The organism is Williamsia deligens, from assembly GCF_024171765.1.
GTDB classification, from domain to species: domain Bacteria; phylum Actinomycetota; class Actinomycetes; order Mycobacteriales; family Mycobacteriaceae; genus Williamsia_A; species Williamsia_A deligens.
Genome location: NZ_JAMTCI010000001.1, coordinates 2,719,458 through 2,740,039 on the forward strand (window position 1 = coordinate 2,719,458; position 20,582 = coordinate 2,740,039).

Genomic DNA, 20,582 nt, shown 5'->3' on the forward strand with positions numbered 1-20,582 from the left:
CGAACCACCCCTCTGCGCTGCGACGGTCGCGACGACCGTCGGCCCGACCCCGATCAGGCGAGCAGCGCGGCGAGCATGGCCGGCAACGTCCGCGAGAGATCGTGGTCGTCTGCGACACGTCGACGCGCTGTTGTGATCATCGTCGCACGCAGCTCCGGGTCGGACAGCACCCGGCGGATCGCTGCCGCGAGCGCCTCGGGATCTCCGGGTGGCACGAGCACCCCCGCACCGCCGGTCAGGAACTCGGTGGTGCCGCCGTGATCGGTGCCGATCACCGGCTTGCCGTAGGCCATCGCCTCCAGCACCGACAGCGGTCCGGCCTCGGGTTCGACACTGGCCGAGATCACCACGTCCCAGCGCTCCAACGCGGCACGCAGATCGGTGTGCCCGAGGAACCGCACCCGACCGTCGAGGTCGGAGGCCGCGGCGCGCACGTGCAACTGCCCGACATGGTCGATGTCGCCGGGGAACTGACCGCCGGCGAACTCGACCTCCACCTCGGGTACGGTCGCCGCCGCGTCGAGCACCACCATGTGCCCCTTCCACGGTGTGAGGAGCGCGAGCATCCCCACGACGGGTGGGTCGTGGAGCTCGGTCGGCAGGGCGTCCACCGGCCAGGTCACCCCGTTGTGCGCGACCGTCACCGGCACACCCATCGCGCGCAGCGGCGCGGCCGTCGCCGAGGACACGGCCACCGCCTGCCGGATCCGCGGCGTGGCCGCACGGACCACCGCGCGCTGCCGACCGGACACAGCCGTGTCGTGCACCAGCCACGACACACCCCGTGGCCCTGCGGCCCACCGCATCGCGGGCAGCGCGTACAGCGAGTTGACGACGGTCGCGGTGTTCGACGCGGTGACCAGCGGGGCCAGCATGCGTCCGACCGACCGCCACCGTGCGACCAGCTTCGCCCCGCCGACGAGTCGTGCGGCGCCGCTCTCGCCGGTCAACCCGAGGTGGTCGATCCCGATGTGCGTGACCGTCGCCGGGAGCCGATCGACGAGAGGTCCGTCGGCGCAGGCGACCCGGACCTCGAGACCGTCGGCCAGCGCCTGCCCGACCAGGTCGAGCATGACCTTCTCCGCCCCCGAGACCTGGCCGGAGTGCGCGACGAACAGCACGCGCTCGATGGTGTCCGTCGATGCGGTCACAGCGGACTCACCTGCACTTTCGTGTGTCGGCCCGGCGTACGGGCCGCGGAGCGGAACAGGGGCAGGGCGACTGCGGCGACGACCACGACCGCCGCGGCGGACACGACGGGCCACGGCACCACGTGCGTGAGCGGGGTGCCGACGAGACAGATCGCCGTCGTCACCACCGCGAGACTCCCGAGCGCACCGAGGGGCAGCATCCCGATGATCGGCAGCGTCCGGATGACGACGATCCACAGCGCCACGAGGGTGGTGGCCAGTGTCGCGACCGTCGCGATCGCGGCCCCGTCATAGGACAGCCGGGGGATCAGCACCACGTTCAGCACGATGTTCAGGGCCAGACCGCCCAGCGCGACCAGGGGATAGCTGCGTGCCCGCCCCGCCGACGCCAGCAGGTAGATGCCCAGGACGATGAGCGCGGTCAACGCCGCGCCCAGCACGAGCAGGCGGGCGGCGAACGCACCCTGGACGAACCGGTCGCCGTAGAGCAGGCCGACGACCTGCGGGGCCGACGGCCAGAACGCGGCGACGGCCATCGCGCCGCCGGCGCCGAACGCGGCCGCGGCACTCCGGCACCGTTGGCGGAAGACGCCCGGCTCGTCCGGCCAGGCCGCCACGAGCAGCGTGGCGATCGGACCCGCCGCGGCCAGGACGAAGGTGTCGAGGATGTCGGAGAACTTGTAGCCGATGCCGTAGATGCCGACCGCGTCGAAGGTGTCCATGATGCTGAGCAGCAGCATGTCGACCTTCTGCAGGGCGACGGTGAGCGCGAACCCGATCGCCAGCGGCGCCGCGTCGAGCAGCATCGACCGCCAGCGCGCGAACTCGATGTGCCGCGACGGCCGGAGCCCGCCGTCGCGTCGGATGATCCCGACCGTCTTGGTGGTCAGGGCCAGGATCTCGTTGAGCACCGGGGCGAGCACGAAGATCAACAGATACGGCGCGACGACGGCGGCTGCGATCGTCACGGCGAGTTGCACCGCCTGGCCGAGACTCTCGGCCACCGCGGACAGCATCAGCCGGTGCCGGCTCTGGAAGACGACGGTCAGGGCGTGGCCCGGCGTCGCGAACACGATCACCAGTCCGGCGACGGCCGTCGCGCGGATCACCTCCCCGGGGTAGCCGAGGGCGACGACATAGAGCAGTGCGATGACGTATCCGCCGAGGCCCAGCACCACCCGCAGCGCGATGAACGCCGACGCCGTCCGCGCCACCTCCTCGGGGTCGTCGACGATGAGCTTGGCCATCACCGCGCGACCCACCCCGAGGTCGGTGAAGATCGCCATCAGTCCCAGCAGCGCGAACACGAACGTGTAGTGACCCCACGCCTCCGGCGACAGGATGCGCGCGATGATCACGCTGCCGGTCCACCCGAGCGCGGCGATCACGAGGCGGCTCGCGAGCATCGCCCCCGTCGCCCGTGCGGCGGCGCGACCGTCGGAGGCATCCGCGCCCGGTCCGCCCGGCCGGACGACGGCCGGGTCGAGCTCGGCGATCTCCGGGTCCGGCGGTGGCGGGGCGACCTGCGCGACCGACTCCATGCTCATGGCCGCGGCCCCCGGCCGATCACGGTGACGCCCCGGTGATCACGAGAGGATCCCTTCGCGGCGGTAGACGTCGACGGTCGCCCGCGCGGTGCGTTCCCAGGTGATCGGCGCCATCGTCGCGACGGCAGCCCGGGTCAGTTCGTCGCGTGCGGCGGCGTCGTGCACCAGCGGGCGCATGGCGGCGACCCAGTCGTCGACGTCGTCGGAGGCGACCAGATGCGCACCGTCCCCGACGACCTCGGGCAGCGCGCCGACCGCGCTGGCCACCACCGCGCCACCGCACGCCATCGCCTCGACCGGCGGCAGGCCGTAGCCCTCGTAGTGCGATGCGTAGGCGGTGACCGTTGCCGCGCGGTACAGCGCGGGCAGGTCCTCGACGTCCACGTAGCCGAGCCCGATCGCCGAGGCGGGGGCGTCCGGTCCGCGGGAACCGCCGCCCGCGAGGACGCAGGGCACCCCGAGCTCCTGCGCCGCCGCGGCCACGAGAGCCACGTTCTTGCGCGGTTCCACCGTGCCCACCTGCAGGATGAACTGCTCCGGGAGATCGTGTGCCGCCCGGACGCGGTCGACGTCGGCGTCCGACGGCGGCCGAGCCCACACCGCCGGCGCCAACTCGACGACGTGCGCGGTCCGACCGGCGATGGCCTCGATGCGGTCGGCGGTGAACCGCGACACCGCGATCAGGACGTCGGCCGAGCGCAGGGCCCGGCGCACCAGCACGTTCTCACCGGCCGCGCGGAAGCGGCTCGACGCCGACGGCATGTCGATCACCGACAGGTCGTGGACGGTCGCGACCGTCGTGCGTGGTCCGGCGAGGGGCAGGTCGACGTCGAGACCGTGGAACACCGGCGTCCGCAGCGGCGCCGCACCGTAGATCGCGCGGCGCGCCCCGTCCGCGACAGGCCGTGTGACCGCGCGCATCCCGGCGGGCAGGTCGTCGACGGCGTCGGCCTGGACGAGCGCGGTGACCGGCGTCGGCGCGAGCAGTTCAGGCATGTACCTCAGGAGCTCACGGATATAGGTCTGGACCCCACTTCCGCCGGGTCGGAGTGCGAGCGCACCGAATGTGAACCCTGCTGTGCCGTCGCGCATCCCACCACTCCCAGGAGAAGCCAGAAATGAACATCCATCGGAAAGATCTCGAAGTACGTCGCCACCAGGCTCGCGACCATCGCGGCGACGATGGAGGCGCTCACCCCCAGCGACAGGGCGCTGTCGCGGCCGGGCAGGGTCCGCGACGAGCGCACACACCAGACGAGCGCGGTGATGATCAGGGCCAGGAACACCCACAGGCCGATCGGGCCGAGCTCGAGCAGCGTCTTGATGTAGTAGTTGTCGGGCTGGTAGTTCGCCGAGCCCGACTGGATGGTGCCGCCCGCGCCCGCGGTGACCGTCGTCGTCGACTGCCCCTGGGCCGTCGAGATGCGGTCAGCCGCAGCGCCGCTCGACCCCAGGCCGCGACCCAGCGGGTGCACCAGGATGCTGGAGATGATGTCGCTCCACCCCGCGCCGCGCTGGCCCAGGCTGCTGGAGGAGAAGAACACCGACGTCGCCGACTTCGGGAGCAGTGGGAACGCCGACACCGCCACGACGGCGATCGTCACGAGCGGCGCGATCAGGTACCGGAAGCGCAGCGCGGCCAGCCAGATCACCCCGACGACGAGCCCGATGATCGCGGCCCGCACCACCGACGTCGCCATCACGACGGCCATCACCGGCCACAGGTACAGGAAGACCCGGTTGCGGCGTCGACGCGGATCCGACAGTGCGACAGCGCCGCCGACGAGCAACGCCACCATCACGTACAGACCGAACCCGAACGGCTGGTTGAACGTGCTGAAGGTGCGGAACAGCGGCCCGCTCGTGCGCACCTGTTTGCCGAACTCGTAGCCGAGGTTCACCAGCTCCCCGGGCCCGACGATCTGCTGCGCGATGCCGACGAAGCTCACGAAGATGCACATCCCCATGAGGATCGACATGAGGTGGTCACGGTCGCGGGCGTCGAACGGGGCGAACCACAGGATCAGCAGGACGAAGATCATGTAGAAGAACGTGACCTTGGCCCCGACGAGCCCGAACGGCCCGTAGGTGACCACCGCCGAGACCAGACCGAACGCCACGAACGCGGCCACCGCCGGCCAGTACGGGATGTGCAGGGGAGGCCACGACCGCCGTCGGTTACGTTGGGCGAACGCGCAGACGAGCGTCAGCGCGACGAGGCCCTCCTTCCACGCCGCCGCGACGTGCGGCACCGGGGCGATGTCGAGCAGACCGTGCAGGGGCGTGAACGCGGCCAGCAGGAGCAGCCCGCGCTGGGGGCGGATCCAGATGAACCGGATCGCGGTGACCGCCACGACGAGGACGACGACACCGAGCGCTGCGTCCAGGACGTACCGCACCGGTCACCGCCTCTCGCCGCGCCGGCAGGTCGACAACTCGCCGGATCAATTCATTTTGGCGAACTCGGCGGCCGTTCGTGTGCATTCGCCGGTACCGCGAATGTCGGCGCCGCTGCGATCGGCGGGTCAGCGCGAGGTGCGGGGAGTCCGGACGGGGACGACCACCCGCTGCCCGTCGACCGTCGCGACGGTCATCGGCACGCCGTAGACGTCGGAGAGGAGGGCGGCGGTCAGGGTCGACTCCGGGGTGCCGTGCGCGATCAGCCGTCCGCGGGCCAGTACCGCGACACTGTCGCTGTAGGCGGCCGCGATCCCGAGATCGTGCACGACCGCCACCACCGCGCACCCGTCGTCGCGGCGGGCGGAGACGATCCCCATCACCGCCTCGGCGAAGTGTGGGTCCATGGCGGCGGTCGGCTCGTCCAGGATCAGGACCGGGGTGCGTTGGGCGAGCACCCGGGCCAGGGCGACGCGGGCACGTTCGCCGCCGGACAGCGTCGCGAACGGTCGGTCCGCGAACGCCTCGACGTCACAGCGCGCCAGGGCCTCGGCCACGGCGTCGTCGTCGTCGGCGTTGCGATCGGTGCGGTTCCACGGGTAGCGGGCCATCTGCACGACCTCGCGGCAGGTGAACGCACCGCCCACCACGTGGTCCTGGGGGAGGATCGCGCGGCGCCGTGCCTGCTCCACGGGCGACAGCGCGGTCACGTCGTCACCCTCGAGCGCGACGGTCCCCGAATCGACGGTGAGCGACCCGGCCATCGCCGCGATCAGCGTCGACTTGCCCGCGCCGTTCGGCCCGACGACGCAGAGGAGTTCCCCCGCGCCGACGGTGAGGTCGACGTCCGAGAGGACCGGTGTGCCGCCCCGGCTCACCGTGAGCGACGAGACCACCAGTGGGGCGGTCACGTCCAGCCTCCGCGTCGCGACCGGGTCCGTCGGAGCAGGTACAGGAACGCCGGGCCGCCGACGAGGCTGGTGATCATGCCCAGCGGGAGGTCGGCGTAGTCGACGAGCGTGCGCGCGGCGAGGTCGGCGAGGACGAGGCCCACAGCACCGGCCAGCGTGGCCGCGGGGACCAGGACGCGGTGCGCGGGCCCGACGACCAGGCGCATGAGGTGGGGCATCACGAGCCCAACGAACAGGATGATCCCGCAGAACGCGACCGCCGCGGCGGTCAGCAGCGCGACGATCACGATCGCCACCCGGCGCAGTGCCTCGACGTCGACACCGAGGTGGCGGGCCGAGTACTCCCCGAGGGCCAACAGGTCCATCCGGCGTGCGATGGCCAGCGCGGCGACGATCCCGACGGCGACGATCCCGATCACCAGCCACACCTGGTCCCACGTCGCACGGTTCAGTGATCCCAGCTGCCAGAACACGATCTGGTCGCGGGCGGTGGGCGTCGCGCGGAACGTGAAGAAGGCGATCAGGCCGCCCGCGAAGGCGTTGACCGCGATACCGGTCAGGACGAGCGTGACCACCTCGGTCCTACCGGCCGATCGGGAGAGCAGATAGACCGCCGCAGCGGTCACGAGACCGCCCGCGAACGCGCCCCCCGCCACGGCGTAGCCCGCGATGCCGACTCCGCCGAGCGCGATGACCCCCGACGCCCCCGCGGCCGCACCCGACGAGACGCCGATGATCCCGGGTTCGGCGAGGGGGTTCGCGAACACGCCCTGCAGGACCGCGCCGGCACAGCCGAGCGCCGCCCCGACCAGCAGTGCGAGCACCACCCGCGGAAGGCGGACGTTCCACAGGGTGTTCTCGCCGACCTGGTCGGGCAGAGGGCCCACCGGCAGGTGCAGGTGGTGCAGCATCGACCCGATCACCTCGGTCACCGGCACCGGGTTCTGGCCGATCGCGGCCGCGACGACCGTCGAGGCGATCACGGCCAGGACGCCCACGACGAGCACGACGGCCAGCGGTACCCGCCGCGCGTGCGGGGCGGCTCCCCGTCGTCGGACCCTGGTCAGCAGGGCCGTCATCGCGGGCCGTACAGGGCCCGGGACAGTGCGGTCACGACGTCCGCCGTCCTGGGTCCGAAGGAGAGCAGCTCGCCGTCGTCCATGTCGACGACGGTCCGCGTCCGGCCCGCCGGCGTCTCGCTCACGCCCGGGACACGCAGCAACCCGTCGACCCCGCCGACCGAGCGCAGTCCGTCGGTCATCATCAGGATGACGTCGGGGCGGGCGCGGATCAGGCCCTCCGACGTCAGCGAGGTGAAGGCGTCGGTCAGTCCGGCAGCGGTCCCGGCGTCACGCCCACCGACGGCGTCGATGAGCGAGTCCGCCCCCGACCCCGGACCACCGAGGATGAGCAGGCCGGTTCCGCGTGCGTAGAGGAACGCGATGCGGGGACGGTTGGACTCGGCGACATCGGGTCGACGCGCGCGCTCGGCGGCGACCCGATCCTGCGTCTCCTGCGCGAGGCGGTCGCCGGCGTCGGGGACGCCGAGGGCGCGGGCCACGAAGCGCAGTTGTGCGGGTGTGCCCGCGGCGCTGCGGCTCTCGTCGCCGACGACGACCGGGATCCCGGCGGACGCGAGCTGTCGGACGACGGTCGACGCCGACGGCAAGGATGCGTCGGTCAGGACGACGGTGGGGCGCAACGCGATGATCGCCTCGACGTTGGCGTCGGTACCGCCCAGCGTGAGGACGGGGATGCGCTGCGCGGCCGGGAACTTCGTCGCGATGTCACGGCCGACGAGGTTGCCACCGAGCCCGAGGGCGAAGACGGTGGTTCCGTAGGTGCCGTACCGGTCCAGCGCGACGATCCGGCTGACGTCGGTGACGGTCACCCGCCGGCCGTCGGCGGTGTCGACGGTGACGGGCAGGCGGGGGAGCGGTGTCGGTGTCACTACCTGCGGGTCCGCGGAGGCGAGCGTCGCGGTTCGCGGCCCCTGCGTCACGCGCGGCGCCGCGGCCTGCGATCCGACGTCGAGCGGAGCCGTCGAGCAACCCGCGAGCGCGACCACCGCGGCGACCAGCGCGGCCGCCGCGGCGAACGGACGCAGGGGAGACGTGCGGGTCAGCGTGGCCCGCTCGCCATCCCGAGCAGTGACTGCACGGCATCCGACGACAACTTCCACGCCCCGGCGACCCGGGTGTACCCGTACTGCACCGAGACCGGTGCGGGGGTGTGCGGGCTTGCGACGGACACCGTCGCCTGCGCCTTGTCCGTGCCGTCGGCGCGGACACCGGTGACGGTGAACTTGTCGGGGGTGTACCCGCCCTGCGCGGCACCGCGGGCGAAGCCGTTCAGCGTGGTGCCGACGGTGGCGTCACCGGAGTCGACGAGTCCCGCGATGACCTGCGGCGACGTCGTCGGGTCGAGGACCGTACGAAGGATCTGTTGCGCGGCCGCGGAATCGAGGCCGGCGGGTGCGTCCGCATCACCGCTGGCGGGCCCGGCGGCCTGCGAGGCGGACGAACTGCCAGCGGCGGTCGACGACGAGTCGTCGCTGCAGGCGGCGACCGGCAGCGCGACCAGCAGGCCGGCGGCCGCGACAGCGACCAGACGCGCGCGACGGCGATGGGCGGCGGTGAGTGCGTGCACTGCGGACTCCTCGGGAGGGCGGATCTGACCACGGCTGACTTAGGTCATCCTAACGACCGATCCTGGCAGCGCGGTCAGCGGTCCGGGAGGAGATCCCCCGGTGGGGCCGAAGGACCCTGACAGCAACGCTTCGTAGCGTCGTCCCCAGTCCGGTCGAGGTGGCCGGTGGATGACACGAAGGTGGTTGTGCGACATGGGATTCACGAAGAACAACGGCGTCCGGAAGATCGCGGTGGGCACGATGGCGGCGGGCAGCATCGCGCTCACGTCGCTGGGGGTCGGCGCGGGTGTCGCGTCCGCTGCGCCCGCGCATCCGACCACGCAGCAGCACCAGCAGGTCGGGCAGCAGCGGCCGACGACCCAGCCGGGTGCGGTGAAGCGGCCCGACCATCGCGCGTTCACCTACCGCGGTCAGCGGGTGACGCCGCAGTACAGCGCAGCCCACCACGGCTGGGGCTTCTGGTTCTTCGGGTTCTGGATCCCCGTGGTCCCGGGCTGAACTTCCCGGGGCTGACCCGGGACGGACTTTCCGGCCGGAGGAGTCCGGTGGACCGGCGGTGCGTCCTAGCGGCCGAGCAGGCCGCCGAGCGCACCGCCGACACCGGACTGCTCGCCGGCGCCGGTGCCGCCGATCATCCCGCCCGGCGGGAGTTCGGAGGGCTGGACGATGACGAACCCCTGCCCGGAGAACGAGAGCGTGAAGCGCTCGCCGGTGCTGCGCCCGATGAGGGTGCCGAGGTTGAACGAGTCGTTCTGCTTCACCCCGGTCCGCAAGCTCGACGACCACGCGACGGCGGCCTGCGGATCGGCGTAGGTCGGCTGGTCCACGTTCAGCACGACCGGCGTCCCGTCGGTGGTGATCGCGATGCGGCCGCGGCCGGTGAACACGCAGTTGAAGAGGCCGGCGTTGCTGGCCATCGCCGCGCCCTGCACGCGCCCGATCTGGTACGACAGCGTCGACTCGAACGCGAGGACGTTGGCGCCGTTGATGGTGAGGCCGTCGCTCCCGTCGAGATCGATGAGGTGCACGTCGGACGACGCGTTGGCGAGGAACAGGTCGCCGCGGCCGACGACCTTCATCAGCGGCACACCCTCGCCGGACAGGCGTTGGCGGATCATGTTGCCGATCCCGCCGGACCCCTGCGCCTCGAACCGCAGGTCGCCCTGGTAGGCCACCATCGACCCGGTGCGGGCCATGACCTCACCGTTCATGGCTACCTTGCACATCTTGCTGCCCTGCTTCTGGATGCCGGGCTCGGAGCTCTCGGCGTACTGGGGTGCGAAGAGTTCGCTCTGCATCGGGGGACCTCCGTACGAAGCCGTCTGGTGGGCGGCAGGAACCGTCTGGTGGGCAGGCGGAGCCGCCCGTTGGGCGGCGGGGACCGTCTGTTGGGCGGCGGGAGCCGTCTGTTGGGCGGGCGGCTCGTCGTCGACGTCGATGCCGTAGGCCGACGCGATGCCGGCGAGGCCGTCGTCGTATCCCTGCCCGATCGCGCGGACCTTCCAGGCGTCGCCGCGGCGGTAGATCTCGACGCAGACGACGGCCGCCTCGGTGGTCAGCCCGGTCATCTCGAAAGTGACGGTCTCCGCACCCGACGTCACCGACGCCGTCAGCGTCGGAGCCGCGCCGAACGTCGCCGGCCCGGAGCCGTCGAGGCTGGCCGTCACCGCGACGGTGGTGACATCTGCGGGGATCGCGGCGGTGTTCACCGCGACGACATCGGCGGCGCCCGCCCCGTGGCGGTACTCGACGCCGGGGCCCACGGGATTGTTGAAGAAGACCAGGTCCGCGTCGCCGCGGACGCGGCCGTCGGCGGCGAGCAGCAGTGCGGACACGTCGACAGCCGCTGCGCACGCGACCGTGACCGACACGGTCGTGGCGGGCAACGGGCGGTTCTCCCCGGGGCGCAGGACGCTCACGCCGGCCAGTCTGTCATCGAATCCGGCGAACCGGGAGACCGATGTGACCGGGTTTGCCCCCGACCTGCACGTTCGCCTAGCATGGGGCGGTTGCCTGCGACGCCTGTGCGTCGCGAGTCGGCACACGAACCCATCGCGGTCTCTCCGGAGGTGCGGGCAGGCGTGTGCTCGATGGTGACAGACCGTGCGCGTCGGGTCGGAAATCCGGCGGGCAGACAAACCAGGTCGAGGAGACACAGTGATCCAGCAGGAGTCACGCCTGCGGGTCGCCGACAACACCGGTGCCAAGGAGATCTTGTGCATTCGGGTGCTCGGTGGCTCGTCCCGCCGCTACGCGGGAATCGGCGACGTCATCGTCGCCACCGTCAAGGAAGCCATCCCCGGTGGCAACATCAAGCGGGGTGAGGTCGTTAAGGCCGTCATCGTCCGCACCAACAAGGAGCGTCGCCGTCCGGACGGCTCCTACATTCGTTTCGACGAGAACGCCGCGGTCATCCTCCGTAACGAGAGCGATCCGCGCGGTACCCGCATCTTCGGGCCCGTCGGCCGTGAACTGCGCGACAAGCGCTTCATGAAGATCGTCTCGCTGGCTCCGGAGGTGCTCTGACATGAAGGTCCACAAGGGCGACACCGTGATCGTCATCTCCGGCAAGGACAAGGGCGCAAAGGGCAAGGTCATCGAGTCCTACCCGACCCGCCAGCGCGTCCTCGTCGAGGGCGTCAACCGGATCAAGAAGCACACCTCTGCGACGCAGACCGAGCGCGGTGCCTCCTCGGGCGGCATCGTCGTGACCGAGGCTCCCATCCACGTCTCGAACGTGATGGTCGTCGATTCCGACGGGACGCCGGCTCGTGTCGGCTACCGGAAGGACGAGGAGTCCGGCAAGAAGGTCCGCATCTCCCGCAAGACCGGGAAGGACATCTGACATGACCACCACCGAGAACGCACAGCCGCGCCTGAAGGCGCGCTACCGCGCGGAGATCAAGGACTCGCTGCAGCAGGAGTTCTCCTACGCGAACGTCATGCAGATCCCCGGCGTCGTGAAGGTCGTCGTCAACATGGGTGTCGGCGACGCCGCCCGCGACGGCAAGCTGATCAACGGGGCCGTCAACGACCTCGCCCTGATCACCGGCCAGAAGCCCGAGGTCCGTCGGGCCCGCAAGTCGATCGCGCAGTTCAAGCTGCGTGAGGGCATGCCCATCGGCGCGCGCGTCACCCTCCGTGGCGACCGCATGTGGGAGTTCCTCGACCGTCTCGTGTCGATTGCGCTGCCCCGTATCCGCGACTTCCGTGGTCTGTCCGACCGCCAGTTCGACGGTCACGGCAACTACACGTTCGGTCTGAACGAGCAGTCGATGTTCCACGAGATCAACATCGACAACATCGACCGCCCCCGCGGCATGGACATCACCGTGGTGACGACGGCGACCAACGACGACGAGGGCCGGGCGCTGCTGCGTCACCTCGGCTTCCCGTTCAAAGACAACAGCGTGAAGGACAACTGACATGGCAAAGAAGGCTCTGGTCAACAAGGCCAACAAGAAGCCGAAGTTCGCCGTGCGCGGGTACACCCGCTGCCAGCGCTGCGGCCGCCCGCACTCGGTGTTCCGCAAGTTCGGCCTGTGCCGTATCTGCCTGCGCGAGATGGCGCACGCGGGCGAGCTGCCCGGCGTGCAGAAGTCCAGCTGGTGATCTGACGCTCGAACCCCACGGCGACCCCCGACCACATCGGTCGGGGGTCGTCGTGCGTCCGGGGTCGGTCAGCGTCGGCGCCGCTTCCGCGCCCGGCGGGCAGCGCGGTTCGGTCCGCCCGCAGAGCGGATGACCCGCGGCCCCGCCGCGCGGTGGGAGGACGCCGTGTCGGGGATGCCGTGGATCTGCTGCTGCTCGGGGAGCAGCGTGTAGCCCTCATCCCACGGGAAGAGCAACTTCTCGTCGGCCCAGACGACCTGCAGCGCAGGCACATCGGGGAAGACGGCGCGGGCGTGGATCAGGTCGAGGGTGTCGACCATCTCGATGAGGCGGACCGGGGCGTCGAGGGCGTCGAGCGTGATCTCCTCGCAATCCTCGACGAGCTGCTTCCAGTCCTCGACGGCGAGGAGGTCGACCATCTCGCTCAGCACCGCGTACGCGGACGCGCACGTCAGCCCGTAGACGGCGAGTTCCGGGGAGCCGTCGAGCGTCAGGCCCACCGTGTAGGCGAAGGTGCGGTCCGGCATCTCGCCCGCGGCCTCGCAGTCCTCGCAGATGTCGGAGACGGCGTTGACGACCCATCCGAAGCGCCGGATGCGGGTGATCGTCTCGCGGACCCGCGGGTCCGGATGCCAGCGCGGCAGTCCGGGGGCGGTGATGTCGTGGTCGGCCATGGGGTCCTCCTCGATTCGAACATGCGTTCTGTTGTGAGCAGGGAATCAGGTCCCACCGACAGACCCGGGAGAGGATGATCGCGACCATGTCCGACTTCGTGTTCGCGGTCTGGGGCGACGACCGGCAGGTCCTCCTCGACCCCGCCCTGCACCGACGCGCCGGTGCCCGTGTCGTGCAGACCAACCTCGCCGGCGACCCGCGGTTCGCGGGGGCGTTCGCGCTGCAGGCGATGCCGGAACCGATCGACGCGGTGGTGACCGTCGTCGACGCCGACGACCCGGCTCGCGTCGAGTCCGCCTTGCGGGAGGTCGCACGACGCGTGGTGGGGTGGGAGGTACAGCGACGCACGCCCATCCCGCCGCCGCCCAGCGACGACGGTGAGCCCGCCGATGCGATGGCGAACGTGGCCTTCCTGCGTCGACCCGCCGACATGGCCCACGAGGCCTGGCTCGCGCGGTGGATCGGGCACCACACCCCGGTCGCGATCGCCACCCAGGGCACGTTCGGCTACGTCCAGAACATCGTCGTCGCGCCCGTCACCGACGACGTCGAGCACGTCGACGGGATCGTCGAGGAGCTGTTCCCGGTGGCCGCGGCGAGCGATCCGCACGCGTTCTACGGCAGTGGGGGCGACGAGGACGAGCTGTCACGACGGATGGCGGCCATGCTGGACAGCGTCGTGGCGATCGGTGCGCACCGCGACATCGACGTCGTCCCGACGATCCGGCGCGTGCACACGGTCCCGTCGCCGGGCTGACCTCGGCGGATCCCCGCGTGACTGATTTGGCCAGGCGGGCCCGCTTCTCTACACTTGAGCGGTTGCCCGAACCTGGGCGGGTCGCGTCATGCGCTTCTCGCTTTCTCCTGGGCGACCGACGTCTTCTCGGCCTGACGGCCGCAAGATGCCGGCGGTGCTCCTCTGCACCGTCGGAGTACGGCCCCGCACCGGCACGCCTGTCGGTGCGGAACACGAATCCGACTTCGTGGAAGGCCCACCACGTCACGGGACAGGCCGCCGGTGTCACACGACATCGACGGAACCGGCGCGAGCGTGCTGCATGGGAACCGCCGCGAGAAAGGTTGACGGTCACTCATGACCATGACTGATCCGATCGCAGACTTCTTGACACGTCTGCGCAACGCCAACTCGGCGTTCCACGACGAGGTGACCCTGCCGTCGTCGAAGATCAAGGTGAACATCGCCGAGATCCTCAAGCGCGAGGGCTACATCACCGAGTACCGCACGCAGGACGCGGCGGTCGGCAAGAGCCTCGTCGTCACCCTCAAGTACGGCCCGAGCCGGGAGCGGAGCATCGCCGGTCTGCGGCGCGTCTCCAAGCCCGGACTGCGGGTCTATGCGAAGTCCACCAACATGCCGAAGGTGCTCGGCGGCCTCGGCGTGGCCATCATCTCCACGTCCTCGGGTCTGCTGACCGATCGCCAGGCAGCGAACCAGGGCGTCGGCGGCGAAGTCCTCGCCTACGTCTGGTAAGGGGCCAACACAATGTCGCGTATTGGAAAGAACCCGGTCGCCATCCCGGCCGGAGTGGACGTGAAGATCGAGGGCCGCGATGTCCTCGTCAAGGGCCCGAAGGGTGAGCTCGCGCTCACCGTCTCGGAGCCGATCGACGTGGCGACCGAGGACGGCTCCATCGTCGTCACCCGCCCCGACGACGAGCGTCGCAGCCGTGCCCTGCACGGCCTGTCGCGCTCGCTGATCAACAACCTCGTCGTCGGTGTGACGCAGGGCTACACGACGAAGATGGAGATCTTCGGCGTCGGCTACCGCGTGCAGCTCAAGGGCCGCGACCTGGAGTTCGCACTGGGTTACAGCCACCCGGTCCCCATCACCGCGCCCGAGGGCATCACCTTCGCCGTCGAGACGCCGACGAAGTTCTCGGTCTCGGGCATCGACAAGCAGCAGGTCGGCCAGATCGCCGCCAACATCCGCCGCCTCCGGCGCCCGGACCCCTACAAGGGCAAGGGCATCCGTTACGAGGGCGAGCAGATCCGGCGCAAGGTCGGAAAGACGGGTAAGTGACATGAGTGACACGACAACCAAGAAGCACACACCGATCGGCAAGGACGTCTCGACACGTCGTCGTCGGTCCGTGGCACGTCGCCACTTCCGCCTCCGCAAGAAGATCAGCGGCACGCCCCAGCGGCCCCGCCTGGTCGTGAAGCGGTCGTCGCGGCACATCCACGTGCAGCTCATCGACGACCTCGCCGGCAAGACCCTCGCCGCCGCCTCGACCATCGAGGCCGACGTGCGGGCGTCCGGCGGCGACAAGTCGGCGCAGAGCAAGAAGGTCGGCGAGCTGATCGCCGCCCGCGCCAAGGCAGCAGGCGTCGACGCCGTCGTGTTCGACCGCGGTGGTCACGACTACCACGGGCGCATCGCGGCTCTGGCCGACGCCGCCCGCGAGGGAGGGCTCCAGTTCTGATGAGCACCCACACGATCACCACAGCTCGTTCCCACGGAAGGACCATCTGATGCCGGGACGTCAACGGCGTGACGGCGGAACCGGACCCGCCACCAGCACCGATCCCAACGCCCCCGCGGGCGCTGCCGGCGGCGGCGACCGTCGCGGCGGCGGCGGCCGGGGCGGCAACGATCGTCGCGACAACCGCGGCGGCGGACGCGACAGCGACCGCAACCAGCTCGAGCGCGTCGTCGCCATCAACCGTGTCTCCAAGGTCGTCAAGGGCGGTCGACGGTTCTCGTTCACCGCGCTCGTCGTCGTCGGTGACGGCCAGGGCATGGTCGGCGTCGGCTACGGCAAGGCCAAAGAGGTCCCCGCGGCCATCCAGAAGGGTGTCGAGGAGGCCCGGAAGAACTTCTTCCGCGTGCCGCTGATCGGCAGCACCGTGACCCACCCCGTCCAGGGTGAGGCCGCGGCCGGTGTCGTCATGCTGCGTCCGGCGTCGCCCGGTACCGGTGTGATCGCCGGTGGCGCGGTGCGTGCCGTGCTCGAGTGCGCGGGCGTCCACGACGTCCTCGCCAAGAGCCTCGGCTCCGACAACGCCATCAACGTCGTCCACGCCACCGTGGCGGCGCTGAAGATGCTGCAGCGTCCCGAAGAGGTCGCTGCCCGTCGTGGTCTGCCGATCGAGGACGTCGCCCCCGCGGGCATGCTCCGCGCTCGCGCCGGCCAGGGAGTGTGAGCACCATGGCAGAGCTGAAGATCACCCAGATCAAGGGCACGATCGGAACCAAGAGCAATCAGCGCGACAGCCTGCGCACCCTGGGTCTGCGCAAGATCCGCCAGAGCGTCGTGCGCGAGGACACCCCGGCGAACCGCGGTCTCATCAACGTGGTCCGTCACCTCGTCACCGTCGAAGAGGTTGAGAAGTCATGACCATCAAGTTGCACCACCTGCGACCCGCACCCGGGTCCAAGACCGACAAGACACGCGTCGGCCGCGGTGAGGGCTCCAAGGGCAAGACCGCCGGTCGCGGTACCAAGGGCACCAAGGCACGCAAGAACGTGCCCGCCGGCTTCGAGGGTGGGCAGATGCCCATCCACATGCGGCTGCCCAAGCTCAAGGGCTTCACCAACCGCAACCGCGTCGAGTACCAGGTCGTGAACCTCGATGACATCGCGCGGCTGTTCCCCGAGGGGGGCACCATCGGCGTCGACGACCTCGTCGCCAAGGGTGCGGTCCGCAAGAACGAGTTGGTCAAGGTCCTCGGCGACGGTGACCTCTCGGTCGCCGTGCAGGTCTCGGCCAACAAGTTCTCGGCATCGGCCACGGAGAAGATCACCTCGGCGGGTGGCACCACCACGCTGGTGTGACCCCACGCCGGCCCCGCGGGGACCTCACCGGGCGCACTCGTCGCCCGGGAGGGTCCCTGCGGGACCACTGTTAGAGTTCAGAACCATCCCTGATCGGTGCTGTCGGCCGCGCGCGGGGGCGTGTTCGTTGGGCAGGAGGAATTAGTGCGATCGTCCGTTGTCTCGGCCATCCGGACACAGGACCTGAGGCGGAAGATCCTCTTCGTCATCGGGATTCTCGTCCTCTACCGCCTGGGCGCGACGATCCCGTCGCCCGGCGTCGACTACAAGGTCGTCCGCGGCTGCATCAACGAGGTGTCCAGTGGCAACTCGGCCGGGATCTACTCGCTGATCAACCTGTTCTCCGGTGGTGCGCTCCTGCAGCTCTCGGTGTTCGCGATCGGCATCATGCCGTACATCACCGCCAGCATCATCGTGCAGCTGCTCACCGTCGTCATCCCCCGGTTCGAGCAGCTCCGCAAGGAGGGCCAGTCCGGCCAGGCGAAGATGACGCAGTACACCCGCTACCTCACGGTGGCGCTGGCACTGCTGCAGTCGACCGGCATCGTCGCCCTCGCCGACCGCGGTGACCTCCTGCGCGACTGCTCGCGCGGCACAGAGATCCTGCGCGACCAGTCCATCTTCGGGCTCATCATCATCGTGCTCGTCATGACCGCCGGCGCCTGCGTCGTCATGTGGTTCGGCGAGATCATCACCGAGCGCGGCATCGGCAACGGCATGTCGCTGCTGATCTTCGCGGGCATCGCGGCCCGCATCCCCGCCGAGGGCAAGCAGATCCTCGACACCCGCGGCGGCCTGGTCTTCGGCCTCGTCATCCTCGCGGCGATCATCATCGTCGCGGGCGTGGTGTTCATCGAGCAGGGCCAACGCCGGATACCGGTGCAATACGCCAAACGCATGGTCGGTCGGAAGATGTACGGCGGCTCGTCGACGTATCTCCCGCTGAAGGTGAACCAGGCGGGCGTCATCCCGGTCATCTTCGCGTCGTCGCTGCTCTACCTGCCGAACCTCATCGTGCAGCTGACGCAGAGCAGCACCGGCGACCAGCCGGCGTGGCAGCGCTACATCCAGCAGTACCTGGTGGACCCCAGCAACGGCGTCTACATCGCCGTGTACTTCCTGATGATCATCTTCTTCACGTACTTCTACGTGGCGGTGACCTTCAACCCGGCCGAGCGCGCCGACGAGATGAAGAAGTACGGCGGGTTCATCCCGGGCATCCGTCCCGGTCAGCCCACGGCCGACCACCTCGGTTACGTGCTGAGCCGCATCACCCTGCCGGGGTCGATCTACCTCGGTGTGATCGCGGTCCTGCCCAACCTGTTCCTCGAGATCGGCAACTCCGGCGGCGTGCAGAACCTGCCGTTCGGTGGCACCGCGGTGCTCATCATGGTGGGCGTCGGCCTCGACACGGTGAAGCAGATCAACAGCCAGCTCATGCAGCGCAAATACGAAGGGTTCCTGAAGTGAGACTCGTGATCCTCGGCCCCCCCGGCGCCGGCAAGGGCACACAGGCGGAGATGCTGTCCGAGAGCCTCGGCATCCCGCACGTCTCGACGGGGGATCTCTTCCGCGCGAACATCTCCGAGGGCACGTCCATCGGCCTCGAGGCGAAGAAGTACCTCGACGCCGGTGACCTGGTGCCGTCGCAGATCACGGTCGACATGGTCAAGGCCCGTGTGCAGGAGCCCGACGCGACCAACGGCTTCATCCTCGACGGCTTCCCGCGCTCGACCGAGCAGGCCGACGCGCTGACCGAGATCCTCGGCGAGCTCGGCACCTCGCTCGACGCGGTGCTGTCGTTCGTCGTCGACGAGGACGTCGTGGTCGAGCGGATGCTGGCCCGGGGTCGCGCCGACGACACCGAAGAGGTCATCCGCAACCGCATGCAGGTCTACGTCAAGGAGACCTCGCCGCTGCTCGAGTACTACGGCGACCAGGTCACCGTCATCGACGCCGTCGGCGACGTCGGCGAGGTGCACCAGCGGGTCCTGCGCGCCCTGCACTCCTGACCCGATGGGCCTCCGACGCACGAAGACCGTGCCCTTCCGCAGTGCCGGTGAACTCGACGCCATGGCGTCCGCCGGTGCGGTGGTGGGTGCCGCCCTCGTCGCGGTACGTGCCGCGGCCCGGCCCGGTGTCAGCACCCTCGAACTCGACGAGGTCGCCGAATCGGTGATCCGCGACGCGGGTGCCGTGCCGTCGTTCAAGGGCTACCACGGGTTCCCCGGATCGATCTGCAGCTCGGTCAACGACGTCGTCGTGCACGGGATCCCCAGTGCCGACGTGGTCCTCGTCGAGGGCGACCTCGTGTCCATCGACTGCGGGGCGATCCTCGACGGCTGGCACGGCGACTCGGCGTGGACGTTCGGCGTCGGTGACCTGTCCGCCGCCGACGAGGACTTGTCCGCGGCGACACGGGAGTCGATGGAGGCGGGGATCGCGGCCATGATCCCCGGCAACCGCCTGACCGACGTGTCCCACGCCATCGAGACCGAGACGCGCGCAGCCGAGAAGCGATACGGCCGCGGCTTCGGCATCGTGTCGGGTTATGGCGGGCACGGCATCGGACGTCAGATGCACATGGACCCGTTCCTGCCCAACGAGGGCAAGCCCGGTCGCGGGCCGCAACTCGTCGTGGGCAGCACGCTGGCCATCGAGCCGATGCTGACGCTCGGCACCACCGAGACCTCGGTCGAGGACGACGACTGGACGATCACCACCGACGACGGTTCGCGCGCCGCGCACTGGGAGCACACCGTCGCCGTCACCGAGGACGGCCCGCGCATCCTCACCGTCCGCCCGAGCTGAGCGGCGCGTCGGCCACTGTTCACCTGATGGCGGATCCGTCGTCACCATTCGTTCGATCTCTGCGTCGACGCTGCCGAGGTGCCCGCAGACACCGAACGGACCCTGCCGCGGTCCGGAGGTGGGTCGCCGTGGAACCGCCCCTGGCGTGACTGGGCACTCTTTCTCGCCATCGTCGGTCCCAACCTCGTGCTGCTGGGCGTTTTCACCTATCGCCCGCTGATCGAGAACATCCGCCTGTCGTTCTACGACTGGAACATCTCGTCGGACACCATCAGCTTCCTCGGGTTCGACAACTACGTCGAGTGGTTCACCCGCGACGACACCCGCACAATCGTCGTGAACACGGTGATCTTCACGGCCGCAGCGGTTCTCGGGTCGATGGTCATCGGTCTGGCCCTCGCGCTGCTGCTCGACCGCACGCTGCGCGGCCGGAACCTCGTGCGGTCGGTGGTGTTCGCGCCGTTCGTCATCTCCGGCGCGGCGATCGGGATCGCGTTCCAGTTCGTCTTCGACCCGAACTTCGGTCTCGTGCGCGACCTCATGCACCGCCTCGGCCTGGGCTCGCCGCCGGACTTCTACCAGGACCCGCACTGGGCGCTCTTCATGATCACGGTGACGTACCTGTGGAAGAACGTGGGCTACGCCTTCGTCATCTACCTCGCCGCGCTGCAGGGACGGCGGGAGGACCTGGCCGAGGCCGCCGCCGTCGACGGCGCGTCGCCGTGGACCTACTTCCGCCGAGTGCTCGTCCCGCAGCTGCGTCCGACCACCTACTTCCTGTCGATCACGGTGATGCTCAACTCGCTGCAGGTCTTCGACATCATCAACGTGATGACCCGCGGCGGGCCGCTCGGCACCGGCACGACGACGATGGTCTACCAGGTCTACGAGGAGTCGTTCGTCAACTTCCGTGCCGGCTACGGGGCGACCGTCGCGACGGTGATGTTCGTCGTCCTGCTGGTGATCACCGTCGCCCAGGTCCGGATCATGGACCGGGGGCGGGACTCGTGACCCGCCCGCGCGCAGCACAGC

General features: G+C 70.0%; 26 protein-coding genes. 16 read left to right on the forward strand and 10 right to left on the reverse strand.

The window, feature by feature from the left end:
- Nucleotides 1–53: 53 nt before the first annotated feature.
- The 8 genes from LX14_RS12420 to LX14_RS12455 form a co-directional block, all read right to left on the reverse strand.
- On the reverse strand, nucleotides 54–1,073 hold the full coding sequence (locus LX14_RS12420) for a glycosyltransferase family 4 protein (protein WP_253648001.1): 1,020 nt from the start codon (nucleotides 1,071–1,073) through the stop codon (nucleotides 54–56).
- A gap of 74 nt (nucleotides 1,074–1,147) precedes the next feature.
- Nucleotides 1,148–2,698 (reverse strand): flippase, encoded by a 1,551-nt coding sequence (locus tag LX14_RS12425; RefSeq protein WP_253647493.1) that lies wholly within the window; start codon nucleotides 2,696–2,698, stop codon nucleotides 1,148–1,150.
- Nucleotides 2,699–2,737: 39 nt separating this feature from the next.
- Nucleotides 2,738–3,694 (reverse strand): glycosyltransferase family 4 protein, encoded by a 957-nt coding sequence (locus LX14_RS12430; protein ID WP_253647494.1) that lies wholly within the window; start codon nucleotides 3,692–3,694, stop codon nucleotides 2,738–2,740.
- Between the two features lie 5 nt (nucleotides 3,695–3,699).
- Complete coding sequence (locus tag LX14_RS12435; protein WP_253647495.1) at nucleotides 3,700–5,097, reverse strand: O-antigen ligase family protein; 1,398 nt, start codon at nucleotides 5,095–5,097, stop codon at nucleotides 3,700–3,702.
- Nucleotides 5,098–5,223: 126 nt separating this feature from the next.
- Complete coding sequence (locus tag LX14_RS12440; protein WP_253647496.1) at nucleotides 5,224–6,006, reverse strand: heme ABC transporter ATP-binding protein; 783 nt, start codon at nucleotides 6,004–6,006, stop codon at nucleotides 5,224–5,226.
- On the reverse strand, nucleotides 6,003–7,085 hold the full coding sequence (locus LX14_RS12445; RefSeq protein ID WP_253647497.1) for a FecCD family ABC transporter permease: 1,083 nt from the start codon (nucleotides 7,083–7,085) through the stop codon (nucleotides 6,003–6,005). The genes LX14_RS12440 and LX14_RS12445 overlap by 4 nt, the downstream gene beginning before the upstream one ends.
- Nucleotides 7,082–8,131, reverse strand: a complete 1,050-nt coding sequence (locus LX14_RS12450; RefSeq protein WP_301283637.1) for a heme/hemin ABC transporter substrate-binding protein — start codon at nucleotides 8,129–8,131, stop codon at nucleotides 7,082–7,084. The genes LX14_RS12445 and LX14_RS12450 overlap by 4 nt, the downstream gene beginning before the upstream one ends.
- A complete protein-coding gene (locus LX14_RS12455; protein WP_253647499.1) occupies nucleotides 8,128–8,655 on the reverse strand; it encodes an MTB12 C-terminal domain-containing protein in 528 nt (175 codons plus the stop codon). The genes LX14_RS12450 and LX14_RS12455 overlap by 4 nt, the downstream gene beginning before the upstream one ends.
- A 193-nt stretch (nucleotides 8,656–8,848) precedes the next feature.
- On the opposite strand from LX14_RS12455, the gene LX14_RS12460 reads away from it, so the two are divergent.
- Nucleotides 8,849–9,154, forward strand: coding sequence for a hypothetical protein (locus LX14_RS12460; protein ID WP_253647500.1), 306 nt, complete (start codon nucleotides 8,849–8,851; stop codon nucleotides 9,152–9,154).
- A 65-nt stretch (nucleotides 9,155–9,219) separates the two neighbouring features.
- Here the strand turns inward: LX14_RS12460 and LX14_RS12465 are convergent, their stop codons facing one another.
- Nucleotides 9,220–10,584 (reverse strand): AIM24 family protein, encoded by a 1,365-nt coding sequence (locus LX14_RS12465; protein WP_301283638.1) that lies wholly within the window; start codon nucleotides 10,582–10,584, stop codon nucleotides 9,220–9,222.
- Nucleotides 10,585–10,813: 229 nt separating this feature from the next.
- Here LX14_RS12465 and rplN point away from each other — a divergent pair, with 229 nt between their 5' ends.
- From rplN to LX14_RS12485, 4 genes are read left to right on the forward strand one after another with little or no spacing between them, the layout of a single operon-like run.
- A complete protein-coding gene (rplN, locus tag LX14_RS12470) occupies nucleotides 10,814–11,182 on the forward strand; it encodes a 50S ribosomal protein L14 (protein WP_253647502.1) in 369 nt (122 codons plus the stop codon).
- Between the two features lies 1 nt (nucleotide 11,183).
- Nucleotides 11,184–11,501 carry a 50S ribosomal protein L24 gene (rplX, locus tag LX14_RS12475; RefSeq protein ID WP_253647503.1) on the forward strand — a complete coding sequence of 106 codons (318 nt, stop codon included), beginning with the start codon at nucleotides 11,184–11,186 and terminating at the stop codon, nucleotides 11,499–11,501.
- Between the two features lies 1 nt (nucleotide 11,502).
- Nucleotides 11,503–12,081, forward strand: coding sequence for a 50S ribosomal protein L5 (rplE, locus tag LX14_RS12480; protein WP_253647504.1), 579 nt, complete (start codon nucleotides 11,503–11,505; stop codon nucleotides 12,079–12,081).
- A 1-nt stretch (nucleotide 12,082) separates the two neighbouring features.
- Nucleotides 12,083–12,268 carry a type Z 30S ribosomal protein S14 gene (locus tag LX14_RS12485; protein WP_253647505.1) on the forward strand — a complete coding sequence of 62 codons (186 nt, stop codon included), beginning with the start codon at nucleotides 12,083–12,085 and terminating at the stop codon, nucleotides 12,266–12,268.
- Between the two features lie 68 nt (nucleotides 12,269–12,336).
- Here the strand turns inward: LX14_RS12485 and LX14_RS12490 are convergent, their stop codons facing one another.
- Nucleotides 12,337–12,942: a DUF4262 domain-containing protein gene (locus LX14_RS12490; RefSeq protein ID WP_253647506.1), complete on the reverse strand. Its 606-nt coding sequence runs from the start codon at nucleotides 12,940–12,942 to the stop codon at nucleotides 12,337–12,339.
- 86 nt (nucleotides 12,943–13,028) lie between these two features.
- Here LX14_RS12490 and LX14_RS12495 point away from each other — a divergent pair, with 86 nt between their 5' ends.
- From LX14_RS12495 to LX14_RS12545, 11 genes are all read left to right on the forward strand, one after another.
- Nucleotides 13,029–13,700: an EthD domain-containing protein gene (locus LX14_RS12495; RefSeq protein ID WP_253647507.1), complete on the forward strand. Its 672-nt coding sequence runs from the start codon at nucleotides 13,029–13,031 to the stop codon at nucleotides 13,698–13,700.
- 336 nt (nucleotides 13,701–14,036) lie between these two features.
- Nucleotides 14,037–14,435, forward strand: a complete 399-nt coding sequence (gene rpsH, locus LX14_RS12500) for a 30S ribosomal protein S8 (RefSeq protein ID WP_253647508.1) — start codon at nucleotides 14,037–14,039, stop codon at nucleotides 14,433–14,435.
- Nucleotides 14,436–14,447: 12 nt separating this feature from the next.
- On the forward strand, nucleotides 14,448–14,984 hold the full coding sequence (gene rplF, locus LX14_RS12505; RefSeq protein WP_253647509.1) for a 50S ribosomal protein L6: 537 nt from the start codon (nucleotides 14,448–14,450) through the stop codon (nucleotides 14,982–14,984).
- 1 nt (nucleotide 14,985) lies between these two features.
- Nucleotides 14,986–15,387 (forward strand): 50S ribosomal protein L18, encoded by a 402-nt coding sequence (gene rplR / locus LX14_RS12510; protein WP_253647510.1) that lies wholly within the window; start codon nucleotides 14,986–14,988, stop codon nucleotides 15,385–15,387.
- Between the two features lie 49 nt (nucleotides 15,388–15,436).
- Nucleotides 15,437–16,108: a 30S ribosomal protein S5 gene (rpsE, locus tag LX14_RS12515; protein WP_253647511.1), complete on the forward strand. Its 672-nt coding sequence runs from the start codon at nucleotides 15,437–15,439 to the stop codon at nucleotides 16,106–16,108.
- Between the two features lie 5 nt (nucleotides 16,109–16,113).
- Nucleotides 16,114–16,302 (forward strand): 50S ribosomal protein L30, encoded by a 189-nt coding sequence (gene rpmD / locus LX14_RS12520; RefSeq protein WP_214242625.1) that lies wholly within the window; start codon nucleotides 16,114–16,116, stop codon nucleotides 16,300–16,302.
- Nucleotides 16,299–16,739: a 50S ribosomal protein L15 gene (rplO, locus tag LX14_RS12525; protein ID WP_253647512.1), complete on the forward strand. Its 441-nt coding sequence runs from the start codon at nucleotides 16,299–16,301 to the stop codon at nucleotides 16,737–16,739. The genes rpmD and rplO overlap by 4 nt, the downstream gene beginning before the upstream one ends.
- Before the next feature lie 144 nt (nucleotides 16,740–16,883).
- Nucleotides 16,884–18,209, forward strand: a complete 1,326-nt coding sequence (gene secY / locus LX14_RS12530) for a preprotein translocase subunit SecY (RefSeq protein ID WP_253647513.1) — start codon at nucleotides 16,884–16,886, stop codon at nucleotides 18,207–18,209.
- On the forward strand, nucleotides 18,206–18,751 hold the full coding sequence (locus LX14_RS12535; RefSeq protein WP_253647514.1) for an adenylate kinase: 546 nt from the start codon (nucleotides 18,206–18,208) through the stop codon (nucleotides 18,749–18,751). Before secY ends, LX14_RS12535 begins: the two co-directional genes overlap by 4 nt.
- 4 nt (nucleotides 18,752–18,755) lie before the next feature.
- Entirely contained in the window at nucleotides 18,756–19,550 is a 795-nt protein-coding gene (gene map / locus LX14_RS12540) for a type I methionyl aminopeptidase (protein WP_253647515.1), read from the forward strand.
- 78 nt (nucleotides 19,551–19,628) lie between these two features.
- Nucleotides 19,629–20,561, forward strand: coding sequence for a carbohydrate ABC transporter permease (locus LX14_RS12545; RefSeq protein ID WP_253647516.1), 933 nt, complete (start codon nucleotides 19,629–19,631; stop codon nucleotides 20,559–20,561).
- Nucleotides 20,562–20,582 lie beyond the last annotated feature (21 nt).

Excerpts from the sequence above, each read along its gene's own strand:
- LX14_RS12420 (WP_253648001.1), bottom strand. The coding sequence starts at position 1,073 with ATGCTCGACCTGGTCGGGCAGGCGCTGGCCGACGGTCTCGAGGTCCGG.
- LX14_RS12425 (WP_253647493.1), bottom strand. The coding sequence starts at position 2,698 with ATGAGCATGGAGTCGGTCGCGCAGGTCGCCCCGCCACCGCCGGACCCG.
- LX14_RS12430 (WP_253647494.1), bottom strand. The coding sequence starts at position 3,694 with ATGCCTGAACTGCTCGCGCCGACGCCGGTCACCGCGCTCGTCCAGGCC.
- LX14_RS12445 (WP_253647497.1), bottom strand. The coding sequence starts at position 7,085 with ATGACGGCCCTGCTGACCAGGGTCCGACGACGGGGAGCCGCCCCGCAC.
- LX14_RS12460 (WP_253647500.1), top strand. The coding sequence starts at position 8,849 with ATGGGATTCACGAAGAACAACGGCGTCCGGAAGATCGCGGTGGGCACG.
- rplX (WP_253647503.1), top strand. The coding sequence starts at position 11,184 with ATGAAGGTCCACAAGGGCGACACCGTGATCGTCATCTCCGGCAAGGAC.
- rplE (WP_253647504.1), top strand. The coding sequence starts at position 11,503 with ATGACCACCACCGAGAACGCACAGCCGCGCCTGAAGGCGCGCTACCGC.
- LX14_RS12485 (WP_253647505.1), top strand. The coding sequence starts at position 12,083 with ATGGCAAAGAAGGCTCTGGTCAACAAGGCCAACAAGAAGCCGAAGTTC.
- LX14_RS12490 (WP_253647506.1), bottom strand. The coding sequence starts at position 12,942 with ATGGCCGACCACGACATCACCGCCCCCGGACTGCCGCGCTGGCATCCG.
- LX14_RS12495 (WP_253647507.1), top strand. The coding sequence starts at position 13,029 with ATGTCCGACTTCGTGTTCGCGGTCTGGGGCGACGACCGGCAGGTCCTC.
- rpsH (WP_253647508.1), top strand. The coding sequence starts at position 14,037 with ATGACCATGACTGATCCGATCGCAGACTTCTTGACACGTCTGCGCAAC.
- rplF (WP_253647509.1), top strand. The coding sequence starts at position 14,448 with ATGTCGCGTATTGGAAAGAACCCGGTCGCCATCCCGGCCGGAGTGGAC.
- rplR (WP_253647510.1), top strand. The coding sequence starts at position 14,986 with ATGAGTGACACGACAACCAAGAAGCACACACCGATCGGCAAGGACGTC.
- rpsE (WP_253647511.1), top strand. The coding sequence starts at position 15,437 with ATGCCGGGACGTCAACGGCGTGACGGCGGAACCGGACCCGCCACCAGC.
- rpmD (WP_214242625.1), top strand. The coding sequence starts at position 16,114 with ATGGCAGAGCTGAAGATCACCCAGATCAAGGGCACGATCGGAACCAAG.
- rplO (WP_253647512.1), top strand. The coding sequence starts at position 16,299 with ATGACCATCAAGTTGCACCACCTGCGACCCGCACCCGGGTCCAAGACC.
- map (WP_253647515.1), top strand. The coding sequence starts at position 18,756 with ATGGGCCTCCGACGCACGAAGACCGTGCCCTTCCGCAGTGCCGGTGAA.